The 14,890-nt window shown below is 70.7% G+C and carries 15 protein-coding genes; 9 read left to right on the top strand and 6 right to left on the bottom strand.

Features of this window, described 5'->3' with window-relative positions; genetic code table 11:
* Positions 1-809: glycosyltransferase (locus ACILRF_RS03250; protein ID WP_395670833.1), on the top strand; the 809-nt coding region annotated here is incomplete at its 5' end.
* 57 nt (positions 810-866) lie between these two features.
* Here ACILRF_RS03250 and ACILRF_RS03245 read toward each other — a convergent pair.
* The 3 genes from ACILRF_RS03245 to ACILRF_RS03235 are packed head-to-tail and all read right to left on the bottom strand — an operon-like array spanning position 867 to position 3,104.
* On the bottom strand, positions 867-1,196 hold the full coding sequence (locus ACILRF_RS03245; protein ID WP_395670832.1) for a peptidase inhibitor I78: 330 nt from the start codon (positions 1,194-1,196) through the stop codon (positions 867-869).
* On the bottom strand, positions 1,193-1,651 hold the full coding sequence (locus ACILRF_RS03240; RefSeq protein WP_395670831.1) for a DNA polymerase III subunit chi: 459 nt from the start codon (positions 1,649-1,651) through the stop codon (positions 1,193-1,195). Before ACILRF_RS03240 ends, ACILRF_RS03245 begins: the two co-directional genes overlap by 4 nt.
* Before the next feature lie 7 nt (positions 1,652-1,658).
* Positions 1,659-3,104 carry a leucyl aminopeptidase gene (locus ACILRF_RS03235; protein ID WP_395670830.1) on the bottom strand — a complete coding sequence of 482 codons (1,446 nt, stop codon included), beginning with the start codon at positions 3,102-3,104 and terminating at the stop codon, positions 1,659-1,661.
* Between the two features lie 136 nt (positions 3,105-3,240).
* Between ACILRF_RS03235 and lptF the strand changes: the two genes are divergently transcribed.
* From lptF to rsmA, 6 genes are all read left to right on the top strand, one after another.
* Complete coding sequence (gene lptF, locus ACILRF_RS03230; protein WP_395670829.1) at positions 3,241-4,377, top strand: LPS export ABC transporter permease LptF; 1,137 nt, start codon at positions 3,241-3,243, stop codon at positions 4,375-4,377.
* Positions 4,374-5,477 (top strand): LptF/LptG family permease, encoded by a 1,104-nt coding sequence (locus ACILRF_RS03225; RefSeq protein ID WP_395670828.1) that lies wholly within the window; start codon positions 4,374-4,376, stop codon positions 5,475-5,477. The genes lptF and ACILRF_RS03225 overlap by 4 nt, the downstream gene beginning before the upstream one ends.
* A 70-nt stretch (positions 5,478-5,547) precedes the next feature.
* On the top strand, positions 5,548-7,905 hold the full coding sequence (locus ACILRF_RS03220; RefSeq protein WP_395670834.1) for an LPS-assembly protein LptD: 2,358 nt from the start codon (positions 5,548-5,550) through the stop codon (positions 7,903-7,905).
* Between the two features lie 58 nt (positions 7,906-7,963).
* Positions 7,964-9,358: a peptidylprolyl isomerase gene (locus ACILRF_RS03215; protein ID WP_395670827.1), complete on the top strand. Its 1,395-nt coding sequence runs from the start codon at positions 7,964-7,966 to the stop codon at positions 9,356-9,358.
* A complete protein-coding gene (pdxA, locus tag ACILRF_RS03210) occupies positions 9,355-10,365 on the top strand; it encodes a 4-hydroxythreonine-4-phosphate dehydrogenase PdxA (RefSeq protein ID WP_395670826.1) in 1,011 nt (336 codons plus the stop codon). The genes ACILRF_RS03215 and pdxA overlap by 4 nt, the downstream gene beginning before the upstream one ends.
* The gene (gene rsmA / locus ACILRF_RS03205) at positions 10,362-11,189 is read left to right on the top strand and encodes a 16S rRNA (adenine(1518)-N(6)/adenine(1519)-N(6))-dimethyltransferase RsmA (protein ID WP_395670825.1); all 828 of its coding nucleotides are present in this window, start codon (positions 10,362-10,364) and stop codon (positions 11,187-11,189) included. The genes pdxA and rsmA overlap by 4 nt, the downstream gene beginning before the upstream one ends.
* 7 nt (positions 11,190-11,196) lie before the next feature.
* Here rsmA and ACILRF_RS03200 read toward each other — a convergent pair whose 3' ends face one another.
* Positions 11,197-11,508, bottom strand: a complete 312-nt coding sequence (locus ACILRF_RS03200; RefSeq protein ID WP_395670824.1) for a polyhydroxyalkanoic acid system family protein — start codon at positions 11,506-11,508, stop codon at positions 11,197-11,199.
* Positions 11,509-11,565: 57 nt separating this feature from the next.
* On the opposite strand from ACILRF_RS03200, the gene ACILRF_RS03195 reads away from it, so the two are divergent.
* Positions 11,566-11,973: a hypothetical protein gene (locus ACILRF_RS03195; protein WP_395670823.1), complete on the top strand. Its 408-nt coding sequence runs from the start codon at positions 11,566-11,568 to the stop codon at positions 11,971-11,973.
* On the opposite strand, the gene ACILRF_RS03190 is transcribed toward ACILRF_RS03195, so the two are convergent.
* Positions 11,970-12,614, bottom strand: a complete 645-nt coding sequence (locus tag ACILRF_RS03190; RefSeq protein ID WP_395670822.1) for a BON domain-containing protein — start codon at positions 12,612-12,614, stop codon at positions 11,970-11,972. The two genes, ACILRF_RS03195 and ACILRF_RS03190, sit on opposite strands and share 4 nt — an antisense overlap.
* 116 nt (positions 12,615-12,730) lie before the next feature.
* Between ACILRF_RS03190 and ACILRF_RS03185 the strand changes: the two genes are divergently transcribed.
* On the top strand, positions 12,731-13,753 hold the full coding sequence (locus ACILRF_RS03185; protein ID WP_395670821.1) for a YbhN family protein: 1,023 nt from the start codon (positions 12,731-12,733) through the stop codon (positions 13,751-13,753).
* On the opposite strand, the gene ACILRF_RS03180 is transcribed toward ACILRF_RS03185, so the two are convergent.
* Positions 13,731-14,699, bottom strand: a complete 969-nt coding sequence (locus tag ACILRF_RS03180; protein ID WP_395670820.1) for a magnesium and cobalt transport protein CorA — start codon at positions 14,697-14,699, stop codon at positions 13,731-13,733. The two genes, ACILRF_RS03185 and ACILRF_RS03180, sit on opposite strands and share 23 nt — an antisense overlap.
* Between the last annotated feature and the right edge of the window lie 191 nt (positions 14,700-14,890).

The following is a 14,890-nucleotide window of genomic DNA, read 5'->3' as shown; positions in this document are numbered from 1 at the left end:
AGGAGGCGATCCTGCTCGGCAAGAGCAAGAACGCGGCGATGGCCCTGGCCCTGGCCCACGCCGACGCCATCGTCGCGCCGACGCCGTTCCAGGCCTCGGTCCTGCCCTCGGTGTTCGCCCCGCGGGTCCGGGTGTTCCACGAGGGCGTCGACGTGGACGCGATCCGCCCCGGGCCGGCCGAGCCGTTCGCCCTGGACGACGGGCGGGTGATCCAGCCGGGAACGCCGGTGATCACCCACGTGAACAACAACATGGAGCCGATGCGCGGGCTGCATATCTTCGCCCGCGCCCTGCCCGCCCTGCTGAAGGCGGTACCGAACGCGCAGGTGATCGTCATCGGCGAGGCCAAGTCGAACGGCTACGGGGGCACGGCGCCCGAGGGCAGGACCTGGAAGGACGTCTGCTTTGACGGGGTAGAGCTGGACGCGGCCCGCGTGCACTTCCTCGGGCGGGTGCCACATCCGCGAATGCTGGCGGCGCTGCGGCTGTCGACGGCTCACGTCTACTACACCTACCCGTTTGTGCTCTCGTGGTCGTTGTCGGAGGCGATGGCCAGCGGCTGCTACGTCATCGGGTCGGACACCGCGCCGCTGCACGACGCCATCGAGGACGGGGTGAGCGGCCGGCTATTGCCGTTCTTCGACGTCGAGGCGCTCTCGGCGGCGATGATCGAGGCCTGCCGGAATCCGGAGGCGTCCGCGGCGATGCGCGCCGAGGCGCGCAAGGCGGCGGTGGCCAAGTTCGACAAGAAGGCCGGGCGCGAGGGGTGGCTGGGGCTGCTGCGCGAGCTGGGGGTGGAGATTTCCTAGGGCCGCGCTCCTAGCCCGCTTCGCGAGAGCTCCCTTTGAGGGGAGCATCAAAGGGTCTCACCCGCAGCGGACCTGTTCGATCAGGCCGGTGTTGGCGTCGAAGAAGAAGTTGAGGCGGTCGGCGCGGTAGTCCTGGGTCACCGGGCAGGCGGTGCAGGCGACGCGGTGCTTGCTCGGGTCCGGCGCGACGGGGATTTCGCTGCGCGGCCGGCCCACCAGGTGCTGGAGCTGGTAGGCGCCGCAGGCGTCGGGCTGCGGCGGGTCGGGCGGAGGCGGGGCTGCGGGCGGCGGCTGGGCCGGTGCAGGGGTCGGAGGCGGCATTGGGTCGGCCGGCGCCGCGCAGGCGGCCAGGGCGACGAGCGCCGCGGCGATGACGATCGGCTTCATGCCTGCTTCTCCCATCCGCGCTCCTGCTGCTTCCAATAGGAGACCGGCGCGCCTGACGCCTTGATCCGGCTCCATTGCGCCCGAGCGGCGGCCAGCTGGCCGGCGTCGCCGCCGTCGAACAGCACGACGCAACGGGCGTAGCCGGCGAGATCGCCCTCCTGGGCCCCATCGATCAGGAAAAGGGCGTCGGCGGCGTTCGGGTTTTCTAGCTCCGTGGTCAGGAGAACCGGCTGGCGCGCCGCCCCTGGCTCGGAGGCCGGGGCGTGCGGCAGGAAGCTCTCGTCGCGGTAAGTCCAGAGCCAGCTGTCGAGGTGCTCGACGCGGTCCGGCGAGGGCGTGCGCACCACCGCCTTCCAGCCGCGGGCCAGGGTCTTTTCCAGGAGTTCCGGCAAGGCCTGGTCGAGCCCGGTCCGTTCCAGGTGATAGAACCAGACCTCGCAGGCGGCGGCCGCCATCGCCGGATCAGCCCTCGTACTTGGCCTCGACCATGCGGTTCAGAAGCCGCACGCCGTAGCCGGTGGCGCCTTCCGGGATGGTCGGGACGCTGGACGGCTTCTTCCAGGCGGTCGAGGCGATGTCGAGATGCGCCCAGGGCGTCGACTTGACGAACTTCTGCAGGAACAGGGCGGCGGTGATCGAGCCCCCTGCCCGGCCGCCGGTGTTCTTCACGTCGGCGATCATGGAGTCGATCTGCTTGTTGTAGGCCTCCGGCAGCGGCATCCGCCACAGGGGCTCGCCGGTCTCGCCGGCGGCGGCCAGCAGGTTGGCGGCCAGGGCGTCGTCATTGGAGAAGCAGCCGGCGTAGTCGTTGCCCAGCGAAATGATGATCGCCCCGGTCAGGGTGGCCAGGTCGACGATGAACTTCGGCTTGAAGCGCTGCTCGCAGTACCAGAGGGCGTCGGCGAGGACGAGCCGGCCCTCGGCGTCGGTGTTGATGATCTCGATGGTCTGGCCGCTCATCGAGGTGACGACGTCGCCCGGACGCTGGGCCGCGCCGTCCGGCATGTTCTCGACGAGGCCGAGGATGCCGACGGCGTTCACGCGGGCCTTGCGGCCGGCGAGGACGTGCATGAGGCCGGCCACGGCGGCGGCCCCGCCCATGTCCCATTTCATGTCCTCCATGCCGTCGGCCGGCTTGATGGAGATGCCGCCGGTGTCGAAGCAGACGCCCTTGCCGACGAAGGCGACAGGCTGGGCGTCGGGATCGGCGGCGCCGTTCCAGCGGATGACGACGAGCTGGCTTTCGCGCACGCTCCCCTGGCCGACGCCGAGCAGCGAGCCCATGCCGAGGTCGGTCATCTCGGCCTCGCCGAGAATCTCGACCTTGAGGCCGAGTTCCTCGAGGTCCTTCACCCGGCGCGCGAACTCGGCTGGATAGAGAATGTTGGCCGGCTCGGAGACGAGGTCGCGGGCGAAGCTGACCGCGTCGGCGAGGGCCGCCAGCGGCGGGAAGGCGGCGAGCGCGGCGGCGCTGTCGGCGGCGACCACCTCGGTCCGGCGCACCGAAGGCTTCTTATCGGCGGTCTCGGTGGTGCGGTACTTGTCGAAGCGGTAGGCGGCGAGCCGAACGCCCAGGGCGGCGCGGGCCGCGAGCTCAGCATCGGCCTTCGGCAGGATCAGGCGCAGGCTCTCGAGCCCGGAAAGCTTGACCGCGTTGAAGGCGTTGGCGGCCGCATGCTCGGCCCCCATAGCGTCGAAGGCCTCGGCCTTCCCGGCCCCGATCAGGACCCGGCGGGCCTCGCCGGCCTGAGGCGGGACTTCGAGGGTCTGTCCCTTGGCGCCGGTGAATCGGCTCGCGGCGACCGCCTGGCCGATCGCGCCGTCATGGGTTCCACCCTCGAAAACCACCTGCGCGACAGCGCTGCGGGCGGGAGCGGCGGCGTCCGATGCGACGAACTCGATCTCCATGGCGAGCGGATCTCCTAAAACTCAGGTACGGTTCGGTGAGCCGGGCCGGCGGTTGTGCGACGCGGCGACGCATGGTTTAGAACAGCTCCGCGGCCGGGGCGCGTCAAAATCTCCGGGTGAGCCGTATTTCTTATCGATGCGCCTGATCGACCGATACCTCCTGCGCCAGCTGGCCGGCCCGACCCTGCTCGCCACCCTGGCGTTGACGGGGGTGGCGTTGCTCAGCCAGAGCCTGGCCGGTCTCGACCTGATCGTGAACCAGCGCCAGAGCGGCTTCGTGTTCCTGAAGATCACGCTGCTCTACATGCCGCAGCTGATCAACATGATCCTGCCGATCGCCCTGTTCGTGGCGGCCCTGGTGGCGTTGAACCGGCTGCATACCGAGCAGGAGATCGTCGTCTGCTTCGCCGGCGGCATGAGCCGATGGCGGGTGATCTCGCCGGCCATTCGCCTGGCCTGCACGGTGGCGTTCATCGCCCTGCTGATGAACCTGTTCATCCAGCCGGCGGCGTTCCGGACGCTGCGCGCCGAGTTGTTCGAGGTCCGGACCGACATCGCCTCGACCCTGGTGCGGGAGGGGGAGTTCACCGAGCCGGCGCCGGGCCTGACGGTCTATGCGCAGAACGTCGAGGGCGACGGCGGCTTCCGCAACCTCTTCATCCATCAGCAGAAGTCCGACGGATCCGCGACGGTCTACACCGCCGAGAACGGCCGGATCGAGAAGCGGGCCGGACGCAATGTGCTGTTGATGCGCAACGGCACGACGCAGGAGTTCTCCGAGCGCGGCGTGCTGAACTACCTGACGTTCAATGAGTACGCCTTCGACCTGTCGCCGATGACCAACTCGACGGAGCTGATCCACTACAAGCCGTCGGACCGCTATCTGCACGAGCTGTTTTTCCCCGACCTGGAGCAGGACTGGGAGAAGCGGAACCGGTTGGAGCTGCTGGCCGAGGGCCACGCGCGGCTGGCGAGCCCGCTCTACAACATCGCCTTCATGGCCATGGCGCTGTCGGCGATCATCGGCGGCGGCTTCTCGCGGCTGGGCTATGGCCGGCGCATCGCGGCGATCGGGGCCGCCGCGGTGCTGGTGCGGATCATCGGGTTCGTGGTGCTGGCCGCCTGCGAGGAAGAGGCGTGGCTGAACCTGTTGCAGTACGCCGTGCCGCTCGGCGCCATGGCGCTGGCCCTGCGCAGCATCTTCCGCCAGCGGGTCAGCCGGTTCATCGACATCCGCCGCCCGCGGGCCGCGCCGGCCGGAGCGGCCGCGTGATCCGGCTCGGGCGCATCGAGCGCTATGTGCTGACCCGCACCCTGGGCGGGGTCGGCGCGGCCATGGCGGTGATCGCCTCGGTCGTGCTGCTGATCCAGTTCGTCGACCTGTCGCGCTCGGTCGGCACGCGGGCCGAGGTCGGGGTGACGACGATCCTGTGGCTGACCGCGCTCAGGGCGCCGTCGCTGATCCAGGTGCTGCTGCCCTTCGTCTTCCTGTTCGGCGGGATCAGCGCCTACGTCGGGCTGAACCGAAAGAGCGAGCTGGTGGCCATGCGGGCGGCGGGGGTGTCCGCGTGGCGCTTCATCCTGCCGTTCGCGGGAGCGGCCTTCGCCGCCGGGGTGATCGCGGTGACCCTGGTCAATCCGCTGGCCGCCAAGCTGAACAGCCGCTTCGAAGCGGAACGGGCCCGGCTGATGGACAACTATCTGGGCGATGAGCCGCAGGACATCTGGCTGCGCCAGGGCGACGAGGGCAGCCAGATCGTCATCCACGCCCGCGACCGCGACACGGTGGGCGGGGTCGTGCGCCTGCGGCGGGCCTCACTGTTCATCTACGAAAAGGATGCACGCGGGGCGCTGCAGTTCCGCCGCCGGCTGGAGGCCGCCGAGGCGCGGCTGATGCCGGGCTTCTGGCGGCTGACCGACGTGCGCGAGGCGGCGGCGGGCGGCAATTCGGTGCGCTCGGAGACCCTGTCGATCCGCTCGACCCTCGACGGTGAGGCGGCGATGACGCGGTTCGCCTCGCCGGAAGCCATCGCCTTCTGGGCCCTTCCCTCGGCGATCCGGGTGACGGAGCAGGCGGGGTTCTCGGCCTATGCCTACCGGCTCAGGTTCCAGCAGCTGTTGTCGACGCCGCTGCTGTTCGCGGCGATGGCGGTGCTGGCGGCGGCGTTCTCCCTGCGGCTGGCGCGGCTGGGCGGTCTCGCGGGCCTGGCCGGAGCCGGCGTGGCGCTCGGGTTCGTGGTGTTCTTCTTCGACCAGATCAGCGGCGCGCTGGCGCGGGCCGACATCATTCCGCTGTTTGTCGCGGCCTGGGCCCCGGCGATGGTGGCGCTGCTGTCGGGCTTCACTCTGCTGTTTTACACCGAAGACGGTTGAATCCTGGCGCCGCCCGGCTATGCATCGGCAAGCCTTGCCGAACCGCGGCTCTGGAGGGGTCTTGAAGCGTATGAGTCCGGGCAGGCCCTCCGCCGCCAAGCGCGCCCTGTTGGCCGGCGCCGCCATCGCGGCCGTGCTGGGCGGCGCGCTCGAGGCGAACGCCCAGGCGCGGACTGACGGCGGGAGTCGCGCCAACGCCGCCGCCGTCAACCGCGACGGCCTGCAGCCGGACGAGCTCTACCTGGAAGCCGACGAGATCATCCGCGACGACAAGAGCCTGGTGACCACCGCCAAGGGCTCGGTGGAGATCCGCTACAACGGCCGGACGCTGCGGGCCGACAACCTGATCTACGAAGAGGGCGAGACCGACGGCCAGGGCGTGATCCGGGCGCGCGGCAACGTCCAGATCATCAACACCGACGGGTCGGTGGAATTCGCCGACGAGTTCGTGCTCGACGACGACATGCGGACCGGCGTGGCCCTCGGGTTCTCGGCCCGGCTGCAGGAGAACATCAAGATCGCCGCCGCCAGCGCCGTGCGGCGCAACGAGACGGTGCAGGAGCTGAACCGGGCGATCTATACGCCGTGCGAGATCTGCGCGGCCGACGGCACGCCCAAGACGCCGAGCTGGTCGATCAGCGCCGACCGCGTGGTCCAGGACAAGGCCCGGCGCCTCGTCTACTACCGCAACGCCCGGGTGCGGGTGTTCGGAGCTCCCCTGCTCTATCTGCCGGTCTTCTGGCACGCTGATCCGCAGTCGCCGCGGGCCTCGGGCTTCCTGACGCCGAACATCTCGGCGTCGGACCGGCGGGGCTTGTCGTATGAGCAGCCCTATTACTGGGTGCTGGGGCCGTCGGCCGACCTGACGATCAGCCCGCAGATCAACTCGAGCGTCAATCCGCTGCTGAACGGGCGGCTGCGCAAGCGGTTCTACACCGGCGAGGTCGACCTTCGGTTCGGCTATACCCACGAGCAGGACTTCGACGGGCGCGGCGACCGCTTCGGGCCGTCGACCAACCGCAGCTACATCCTCGGTCGCGGCTCGTTCCAGCCGAACGAGAAGTGGCGCTGGGGCTTCACGGCCGAGCGGACCTCGGACGACCTGATCTTCGACAAGTACCAGGTCGGCGACGTCTTCGAATCGCGCGGGCCTTACGTCGCCGACGACAGGCGGCTGATCTCCCAGGTCTATGCGATCCGTCAGGACCGGCGGTCCTACGCCTCGGTGGCGGCGATGAGCATTCAGGGCCTGCGTCGCGACGGGGACGAGACGACCAGCATCGGCGACGACAACGACCGCACCTTCCCGGTCATCGGACCGCTGGTCGAAAGCCATTTCGAGCCGGCCTCGAGCGTGCTCGGCGGGCGGGTGCGGTTCCACGGCAGCGCGGTGGTGCTGACCCGCGAGCAGTCGCCGCAGCCGGAGTTCCTGGCCCAGCGCCTGCCGGGCGTCGACAGCCGGCGGATCACCGGCGAGGTCGACTGGCGCCGGACCTTCACCGCCAGGTCGGGCGTGCGGATCGACCCGTTCGTGAACCTGCGGGCCGACGCCTATGCGGTGAGCGACCTGATCACGGCCACGGGGGCGGACGCCGGCTCGCGCAACCTCGCCCGGCCGCTGGCGGTGGCCGGGGCGACGGTGTCGTACCCGGTGTTCCGGCGGCTGAAGGAATCCACCGTCGTGCTGGAGCCGATCGTCCAGGCGGCGATCTCACCCGACGCCAAGCAGGTGGTGATCGGCCGCGATTCGGCCGGCGAGCCGATCTATCTGAACGAGGACAGCGTCGCCTTCGAGTTCGACGAGACGACCCTGTTCCGGACCAACAAGTTCCCTGGCTTCGACCTCTATGAAGACGGGGCGCGGGTGAACGTCGCCGGCCGGGCCTCGGTGCTGTGGGACGACGGGCGGCGCGCGAGCCTGCTGGTCGGGCGCAGCTTCCGGGCCGAGGAGAACAACGTCTTCCGCGCCCGCTCGGGTCTGCGCCAGAAGGCCTCGGACTGGGTGGTGGCGGCCGACGCGCAGCCGCTGCGCGGCGTCTCGCTGTTCACCCGGGCGCGCCTCGACAGCGAGACCCTGGGCATCCACCGCCTGGAAGCCGGGGCCAATGTCGCGCGGCGCTGGGGCTCGGGCTTCGTGCGCTACCTGACCGACGACTTCGACATCAACGCCCGGCCGCGGGAGAACCTCGACGTCGGCGGCGAGCTCTATCTCGGCCGCAACTGGGGCGTCTCGACCTACGGCAACCGCGACCTGAGCCAGGACGCCTGGGTGATCCGCGACATGGGCGTCTTCTATCGCGACGACTGCTTGCGGGTGGACGTCATCTACCGGCAGGAAGACACGGTCATCGGACGCCTGGGGCCGCGACAATCGGTCAGCGTGCGCCTAACGCTCGCCACATTGGGCGGACCAATCTATGGCAGATAGGGTAAAGGGGCGCGGACCGGGTCACCACCGGCGCCCGCACGAAGGCCCTCACGAAGGAATGACCTCGTCCATGATGCAACCGGGTTTCGTCACGGGCCGCGCGGCGCGGGGCGCGGCGCTGGCCGCCGCCCTGCTGGTCGCCTGCCCGCCGCTGGCTCAGGCCCAGGGCATGCGCGGCTCGATCGGCGGCGGTCCGGCCGCCCAGCCAGCCGCCACCCAGGCCCCGACGGTCGCGCCTGTTCCCGCCCCGGCGGGCACGCTGTCGGAGTCGGTGGCGGCGATCGTCAACGACGAGATCATCTCGACCTACGACCTCGCCCAGCGGATGCGGTTGCTGATCGCCACCTCCGGCGTCCAGCCGACGCAGCAGAACCTGCCGCAGTTCCAGCGTGAGGCCCTGGTCTCGTTGGTCGACGAGCAGCTGCAGCTGCAGGAGCTGCGCAGCCAGGCGCGACAGCAGAAGATGGACCTCGTCGCCACCAACGAGGAAGTCGAGAGCGAGCTGGCCTCGATGGCCCAGCAGAACAACATGCGGCCCGAGCAGTTCGTGAACGCCCTGCGCGCCCAGGGCATCGATCCCGAGACGCTCTACCAGCAGATCCGCGCCCAGATGAGCTGGCAGCGCTGGATCCGCGGCCGCTACGGCTCGCGCCTGCGGATCGGCGACGACCAGATCAACGCCACCCTGCAGCGCCTGCAGGCGGCGGCGAGCAAGCCGCAGTACCAGGTCTCGGAAGTGTTCATCGACGCCAACCGGGTCGGCGGCATGCAGAACGCGGTCCAGGGGGCGACGCAACTCGTCGCCCAGATGCAGCAGGGCGCGCCGTTCGCGGCGGTGGCCCGGCAGTTCTCGGCGTCCGGCACCGCGGCGAACGGCGGCGACGCCGGCTGGATCAGCCCCGGCGAGTTGCCGCCGGAGGTCGACGCGGCCCTCGAGCAGCTGCGCCCCGGCCAGCTGTCGCAGCCAATCCCGGTGCGCGACGGGGTCTACATCGTCCACCTGCGCGATAAGCGCGCCGGCGGCGGCGGGACGCTGATCAACCTCAAGCAGGCGGCCGTGCCGCTGCCGGCGGGCGCCAGCGCCGGCGACGAGGCCGCCGCCAAGGTCAAGCTGGAGGCGGTGCGCGCCGCCGCCACCGGCTGTTCCGACCTGGAACAGGCCGCCGGCCGCACCCAAGGCGTGATCGCGGGCGACCTCGGGGAAGCCGAAATCGCCGACCTATCCGACCAGTTCCGCCAGGCGGCCCAGGGCCTCCAGGTCGGCCAGCTGTCGGAGCCGATTCGCACCAGCGCCGGCCTCCATGTCCTAGCGGTCTGCGGCCGACGGGCGGCGGGTGAAAGCCAGCTGAACCGCGACGAGATCGAGAGCCGGCTCTATGGCCAGCAGCTGTCGATGATCGCCCGGCGCTACATGCGCGACCTGCGCGGTTCCGCAACCATCGAGACCAGGTGAAACCAGGCCCGCTGGCCCTCACGCTCGGCGACCCGGCCGGGGTCGGGCCCGAGATCGTCGTCAAGGCCTGGCATGCGCTACGCGCCGCCGGGCCGGCCTTCATGGTGGTCGGCGACTTCCAGGCCCTGGCCTCAGCCTCGTCGGCGGGGGCCGCGATTATCCAGCGGGTGACGACGCCAGACGAGGCGGGCCGCCTGTTCGCGAGCGCCCTGCCCGTCCTCGACCTGCCCCTGCGGGCCCCGGTGGTGGCGGGCCAGCCCTCGGCGGCGGCCGCGCCGGCCATCGTCCAGTGGATCGAGACGGCGGTGGGCCTGGCGTTGCGCGGCGACGTGGCCGGCGTCGTCACCGCGCCGATCGCCAAGGCGCCGCTCTACGAGGCCGGCTTCAAGTTTCCCGGCCACACCGAGTTCCTCGGCGAGCTGACCGAGGCGACGCGCTATGACGGAGCCCGCGGGCCGGTGATGATGCTGACGGCGGCGGACCTGCGGGTCACGCTGGTCACCATCCACACGCCTTTGGCCAAGGTTCCCGGCCTCGTCACCATCGACCGGATCGTCAACGCCGGCCTGGTGACCGCCCAGGCGCTCCGCCGCGACTTCGGGATCGCCGCGCCGCGCGTCGCGGTGGCCGGCCTGAACCCCCACGCCGGCGAGAGCGGCGGCATCGGTCGTGAGGAGATCGAGGTCGTCGAGCCGGCGGTGCGGGCCCTGCGCGACCTGGGCGTCAACGCCTCCGGCCCCTACCCCGCCGACACCCTGTTCCCCGAGGAGATGCGCGCCAAGTACGACGCCGCCGTCTGCCTCTACCACGACCAGGCGCTGATCCCGGTGAAGATGCTCGACTTCTGGGGCGGCGTGAACGTCACCCTGGGCCTGCCGATCGTGCGCACCTCGCCCGACCACGGCACCGCCTTCGACATTGCCGGCCGCGGGCTGGCGCGGCCTGACAGCCTGATCGCCGCGGTTCGCCTCGCCGACCGGATCGCCCGGCAACGGGCCGGCGCATGACCTCGCTCGACGCGCTGCCGCCGCTGCGCGAGGCGCTGGCGGCGCATGGCCTGATGGCCAAGAAGGCGTTCGGACAGCACTTCCTCCTCGACCTCAACATCACCCGCAAGATCGCCCGTCTGGCCGAGGTCGGCGAAGGCGACGTGGTGATCGAGGTCGGCCCCGGACCCGGCGGCCTGACCCGGGCGTTGATGGAGACCGGAGCCCGCGTCACGGCCGTCGAGAAGGACGAGCGGTTCCGGCCGCTGTTGGAGGACCTGGCGGCGGCGGGCGAGCTGACGCTGGTGCTGGGCGACGCCCTGGCGGTGGACGAGGCGGCGCTGGCGGGCGGCGCGGCGGCGCACATCGTCTCGAACCTCCCCTACAACGTCGGCACCCCGCTGCTGATCAAGTGGCTGACCGAGCCGTGGACCCCGGCGTCCCTGACCCTGATGTTCCAGAAGGAGGTCGCCGACCGGATCGTCGCGCCGCCGGGGGCCGGCGCCTATGGCCGGCTCGGCGTGATCGCCCAGGCGATCTGCGAGGCGAAGCTGGTGATGGACGTCCCGGCCCGCGCCTTCACCCCGCCGCCGAAAGTCGATTCGGCCATCGTCCGCCTCGTGCCGCGCCCCGATCGACCCGAGCCAAGGCGGCTGGACGCCCTGCAGAAGCTGACGGCGGCGGCGTTCGGCCAGCGGCGCAAGATGCTGCGGGCGAGCCTGAAGGCGCTGGGCGGCGAGGACCTGATCCTGGCGGCCGGCCTCGACCCGCAGGCGCGGGCGGAGACGGTGCCGGTGGCGGGGTTCCTGGACCTGGCCGACGCTTGGCTGGAGCGGCGGGGCTAGGCGCGCGCTACTTCTTTTCGAGCAGAATCTGGCCTTCGTTCTTCAGACGGCCCTTCAGCTTGCCGGCGATCATGCCAAGGATGCCGGGAAGGAGCACTTCCAGGCGGACCGACTTCTCTGCAACGGCGATGTGGCCGCTGATAGCCTGGCCCATGGCCTGGAGCGAGAAGCGCATCATGTCGCCGTCCCAGTCGCGCGACACAGCGCCGGCGACGGCGCCGAGCTGGCTGGAGAAACGGCCAAAGCCTTCCTCGATCCGTCGGCGGGCCTCTTCGCGGCCGAGTTCGTGGGGAATGTCGACGGTGATCGGCTTGCTCATGACCTAAAGAACGCCTTGGCAGTGGCGGGAAGTTCCCTGGGCCCCTAGGCTCGTCGCATGACTGACGATCGCAGCCTGTTCGGCGACGGACGCTATCCCGACGCGGGCCCGCTGGCCGTGTTGGCGCGGCTGAGTTTCGTGGGGGCGGCGCTGGCGATCGCCATCGCGGTGTTCCTGCCGCGCGAACTGGTACCGCAGTTCGTGCGCTCGCACTACCTGCAGCACTTCGCGGCCTTCTATGTCCTCATGCTGTGCGCCTTGTCGGCCATGCCACGGGCGCGGCTGCGCAATGCGGCGCTGTTGGTGGCGCTGTTCGCGACAGTGCTGGAGGCCGCCCATCTGTTCTCTGGAGCGGCCCTGACGCCGCTGATCGACAACTGGGTCGCAGACCTCGGCGGGCTGGCCGCGGCGGCGGCGCCGGTCGTCGTCGAACGCTTCCGCCGGCGCTTCCCGCGCAAGGCCTAGAAGAGGCCCCAGCCCCCGCGGTCGCGGACCCGCAGGTTGTTCTGCACGTGGCGCACGCCGTCGATCTCGGCGATGTCCTCGATGCGGCGCTTGTCGTCGCGGCGGCGCACCGTGCCGTTCAGCGTCACCTCGCCGTTCTCGACCAGCACCTCGACATCGCGCAGGTCGAGACGGCGCTCGTCCTCCAGCCGTTCGACGATCACCGCCCAGAGCACCCGGTCGGAGGAGCCGCGCCGGCGGGTTCGGCGAGAATGGTCGGGTTCGGCGCCGACCGGACGGCCGACGAAGTAGTCGGTGGCCATCTCGCCCCAGGTGCGCGGCTCGTCATAGTCGCGTTCGTCCCGGTGGCGGTCGGAGCCGGGGCGGTCCAGGCCATGGCGGTGCAGGTCATGCCGGTCGGGACCATGACGGTCGGGGCGAAGATCGGCATCGCGACGATAATCGCCGGAATTCATGCGGCGGGCGTAGTCGCGCTCGCGTTCCGAGCGGCGGTAATCGTCCGGCCCGGCGCGGTAGCCGGTGCGCGTTTGCGGGTCGTACCGGTAGTCGGTGGAATAGTCCGCCTGACCGAAATCCTCGCGGTCGGCGCTGCGCGCGCGCCGTTCGTAGTCTTCCCGATCCTGCCAGTGGTCGCGACGCATGGCTGCCTCCTTCGTCACCAGGGCCTTTCCGGCAAGAACCGGCGCCTTGGGGATCGGTTCCCGGCCGCAGTTCGCCGCAAGGTGACGGGGCGGACGACTCCTGAAAGACCAGGGCCGTGCACAAACCCGGACCGCCGTTGGAAGAGCATTCGCTGGAAGACGAACTGGCCGGCGCCCTGCCGGACCGGCGCACCCCGCTGAGCGCCCTGCTCCGGCGGTGGGGCCTTCGTCTGATCCCGCTGATCCTGCTGGGGGTCGCCGCCCTGGTGCTGTGGCGGGATTATCACGAGCTGCGTCCCGGCGAGATCGCCGACGAGATCCGCGGCTGGGGCCACACGCGGATCGGCGCGGCCCTGACGCTGTCGGCCGTCTCTTTCCTGCTGATGGGCGTGGTCGAGAAAGTCGGCCTGGCCTGGATGGGCGCGCGGCTGCCGTGGGGGCCGACGCTGGCGACGGCGTTCATCGCCAACGCCATCGCTCACGCCCTGGGCGCCAACCTGCTGGTTTCCGGCGCCGTGCGGGCCCGGCTCTACGACCGCCACGGCGTGAGCCTGACGCAGGTCGCCGGCGCGACGCTGTTCCAGGGGTTTTCGTTCGCGGTCGGCATCTCGACCCTGGCCGGCATCGGCCTTCTGGCGGCGAGCACCGAGGCGCTGGCGGCCAGCGCCATCTCGACCCAGGTGGCGCGGACGACGGGGACGGTGCTGCTGAGCGGCGTCAGCGCCTACCTGCTGGGCTGCGCCCTGCACCGGGCGCCGATCCACGCCTTCGGCCGGACCTTCGCCCTGCCCTCGCCGGCCAAGGCCCTGGTGCAGCTGTCGATCGGGGCGCTCGACAACGCCACGGCGGCGGCGATCATCTGGATCCTGCTGCCGGCGGTCCCGCTCGACTACCTGGCCTTCGTCGGCTCCTATGCGATCGCCTGCGTCGCCGGTCTGATGTCGACGGTGCCGGCCGGCGCGGGGGTGTTCGAAGGGTCGCTGTCGGCGCTGCTGCGCGGCGTCCCGGCGGCGCCGCTGGCGGCGGCGCTGCTGGGCTATCGGCTGGCCTATTTCCTGCTGCCGCTGCTGGTGGCCATGGCGCTGCTGGCGCTCGACACCCTGCGGCGGGCCCGGCTCAAAGCCAGCGGGACCGCTTGAACCAGGCCCAGAGGCCGAGACAGATCAGGACGATGGCGGCGAGGACGGCCGGATAGCCGTAGCGCCAGCGCAGTTCGGGCATGACGTCGAAATTCATGCCGTAGATCCCGGCGATGGCGGTCGGCACGGCGAGGATCGCGGCCCAGGCGGCGAGCTTGCGGGTGATCGCCCCCTGCCGCTGCTGTTCCAGCAGGCTGGAGACCTCGAAGACCGACGCCAGCACCTCACGCAGCCCGTCGGCCCGCGCCGAGACGCGGCGGACGTGGTCGACGACGTCGCGGAAGTAGGGGCGCACCTCCGGGTCGATGCACGGCGTTTCCAGATGTTCCAGGCGCGCCGCCATCTCTTCCATCGGCCCGAGGATGCGGCGGAAGCGCATCAGCTCGCCGCGCAGCTGGAAGATGCGCATGATCTCGCCCCGCGTCAGGAAGGCGTCGAGGGCGTGGCGCTCCATGGCCAGCACCTCCTCCTCCATGGCGTCGACCACCGGGGCGTAGCCGTCGACGACGAAGTCGAGGACGGCGTGCAGAATGAAGTCGCCGCCGTGCGCCAGGAGCCGGGGCGCAGCCTCGAGCTGGGAGCGCAGCTGACTGTGCGAGCGGGCCGAGCCGTGGCGCACGGTGACGATGTGCTGGGGGCCGAGGAAGACGTGGGTCTCGCCATAGGCGATGTCGTGGCCGGCGATGTGGGCGGTCTTGGCGACCACGAACAGCTCGTTGTCGTAGACCTCGGCCTTGGGCAGCTGGTGCGCCTTCAGCGCATCCTCGACGGCCAGGGGGTGGAGCGCGAACCGGCGGGCGAGGACGCGAAGTTCCGGCTCCGCCGGCTCGAAGAGGCCGATCCAGGCGACCTCGCCCGGCGCCAGGTCGAGGCCGCCGTCCCCGTCGAGCGACAGGGGTCGGGCCCGGGCTCCGGCCCGATAGGCGTAGGCGGCGACGACGGTCATGGGAGGCTCTTAGCAGCCGACGGCGGTCGCCTCCATGATCGGCAGATCCGGCCGCGAATACAGCCTTGGCCTATTTCGGGTCGCGCGGAGGTTGCGCGCCGGCTTCCGCTAGGTAAATACTCGCCCATCGGTTGCTTCCGAAGGGGACCGAACGGTGAGCGGGCAGAGCCGTGACATCGCCCGCAGTCGGT

This window comes from Phenylobacterium sp. (assembly GCF_044236515.1).
Classification (GTDB): domain Bacteria; phylum Pseudomonadota; class Alphaproteobacteria; order Caulobacterales; family Caulobacteraceae; genus Phenylobacterium.
Note: the sequence above shows the minus strand (reverse complement) of the source record. Positions and strands in the feature narration are given on the sequence as shown.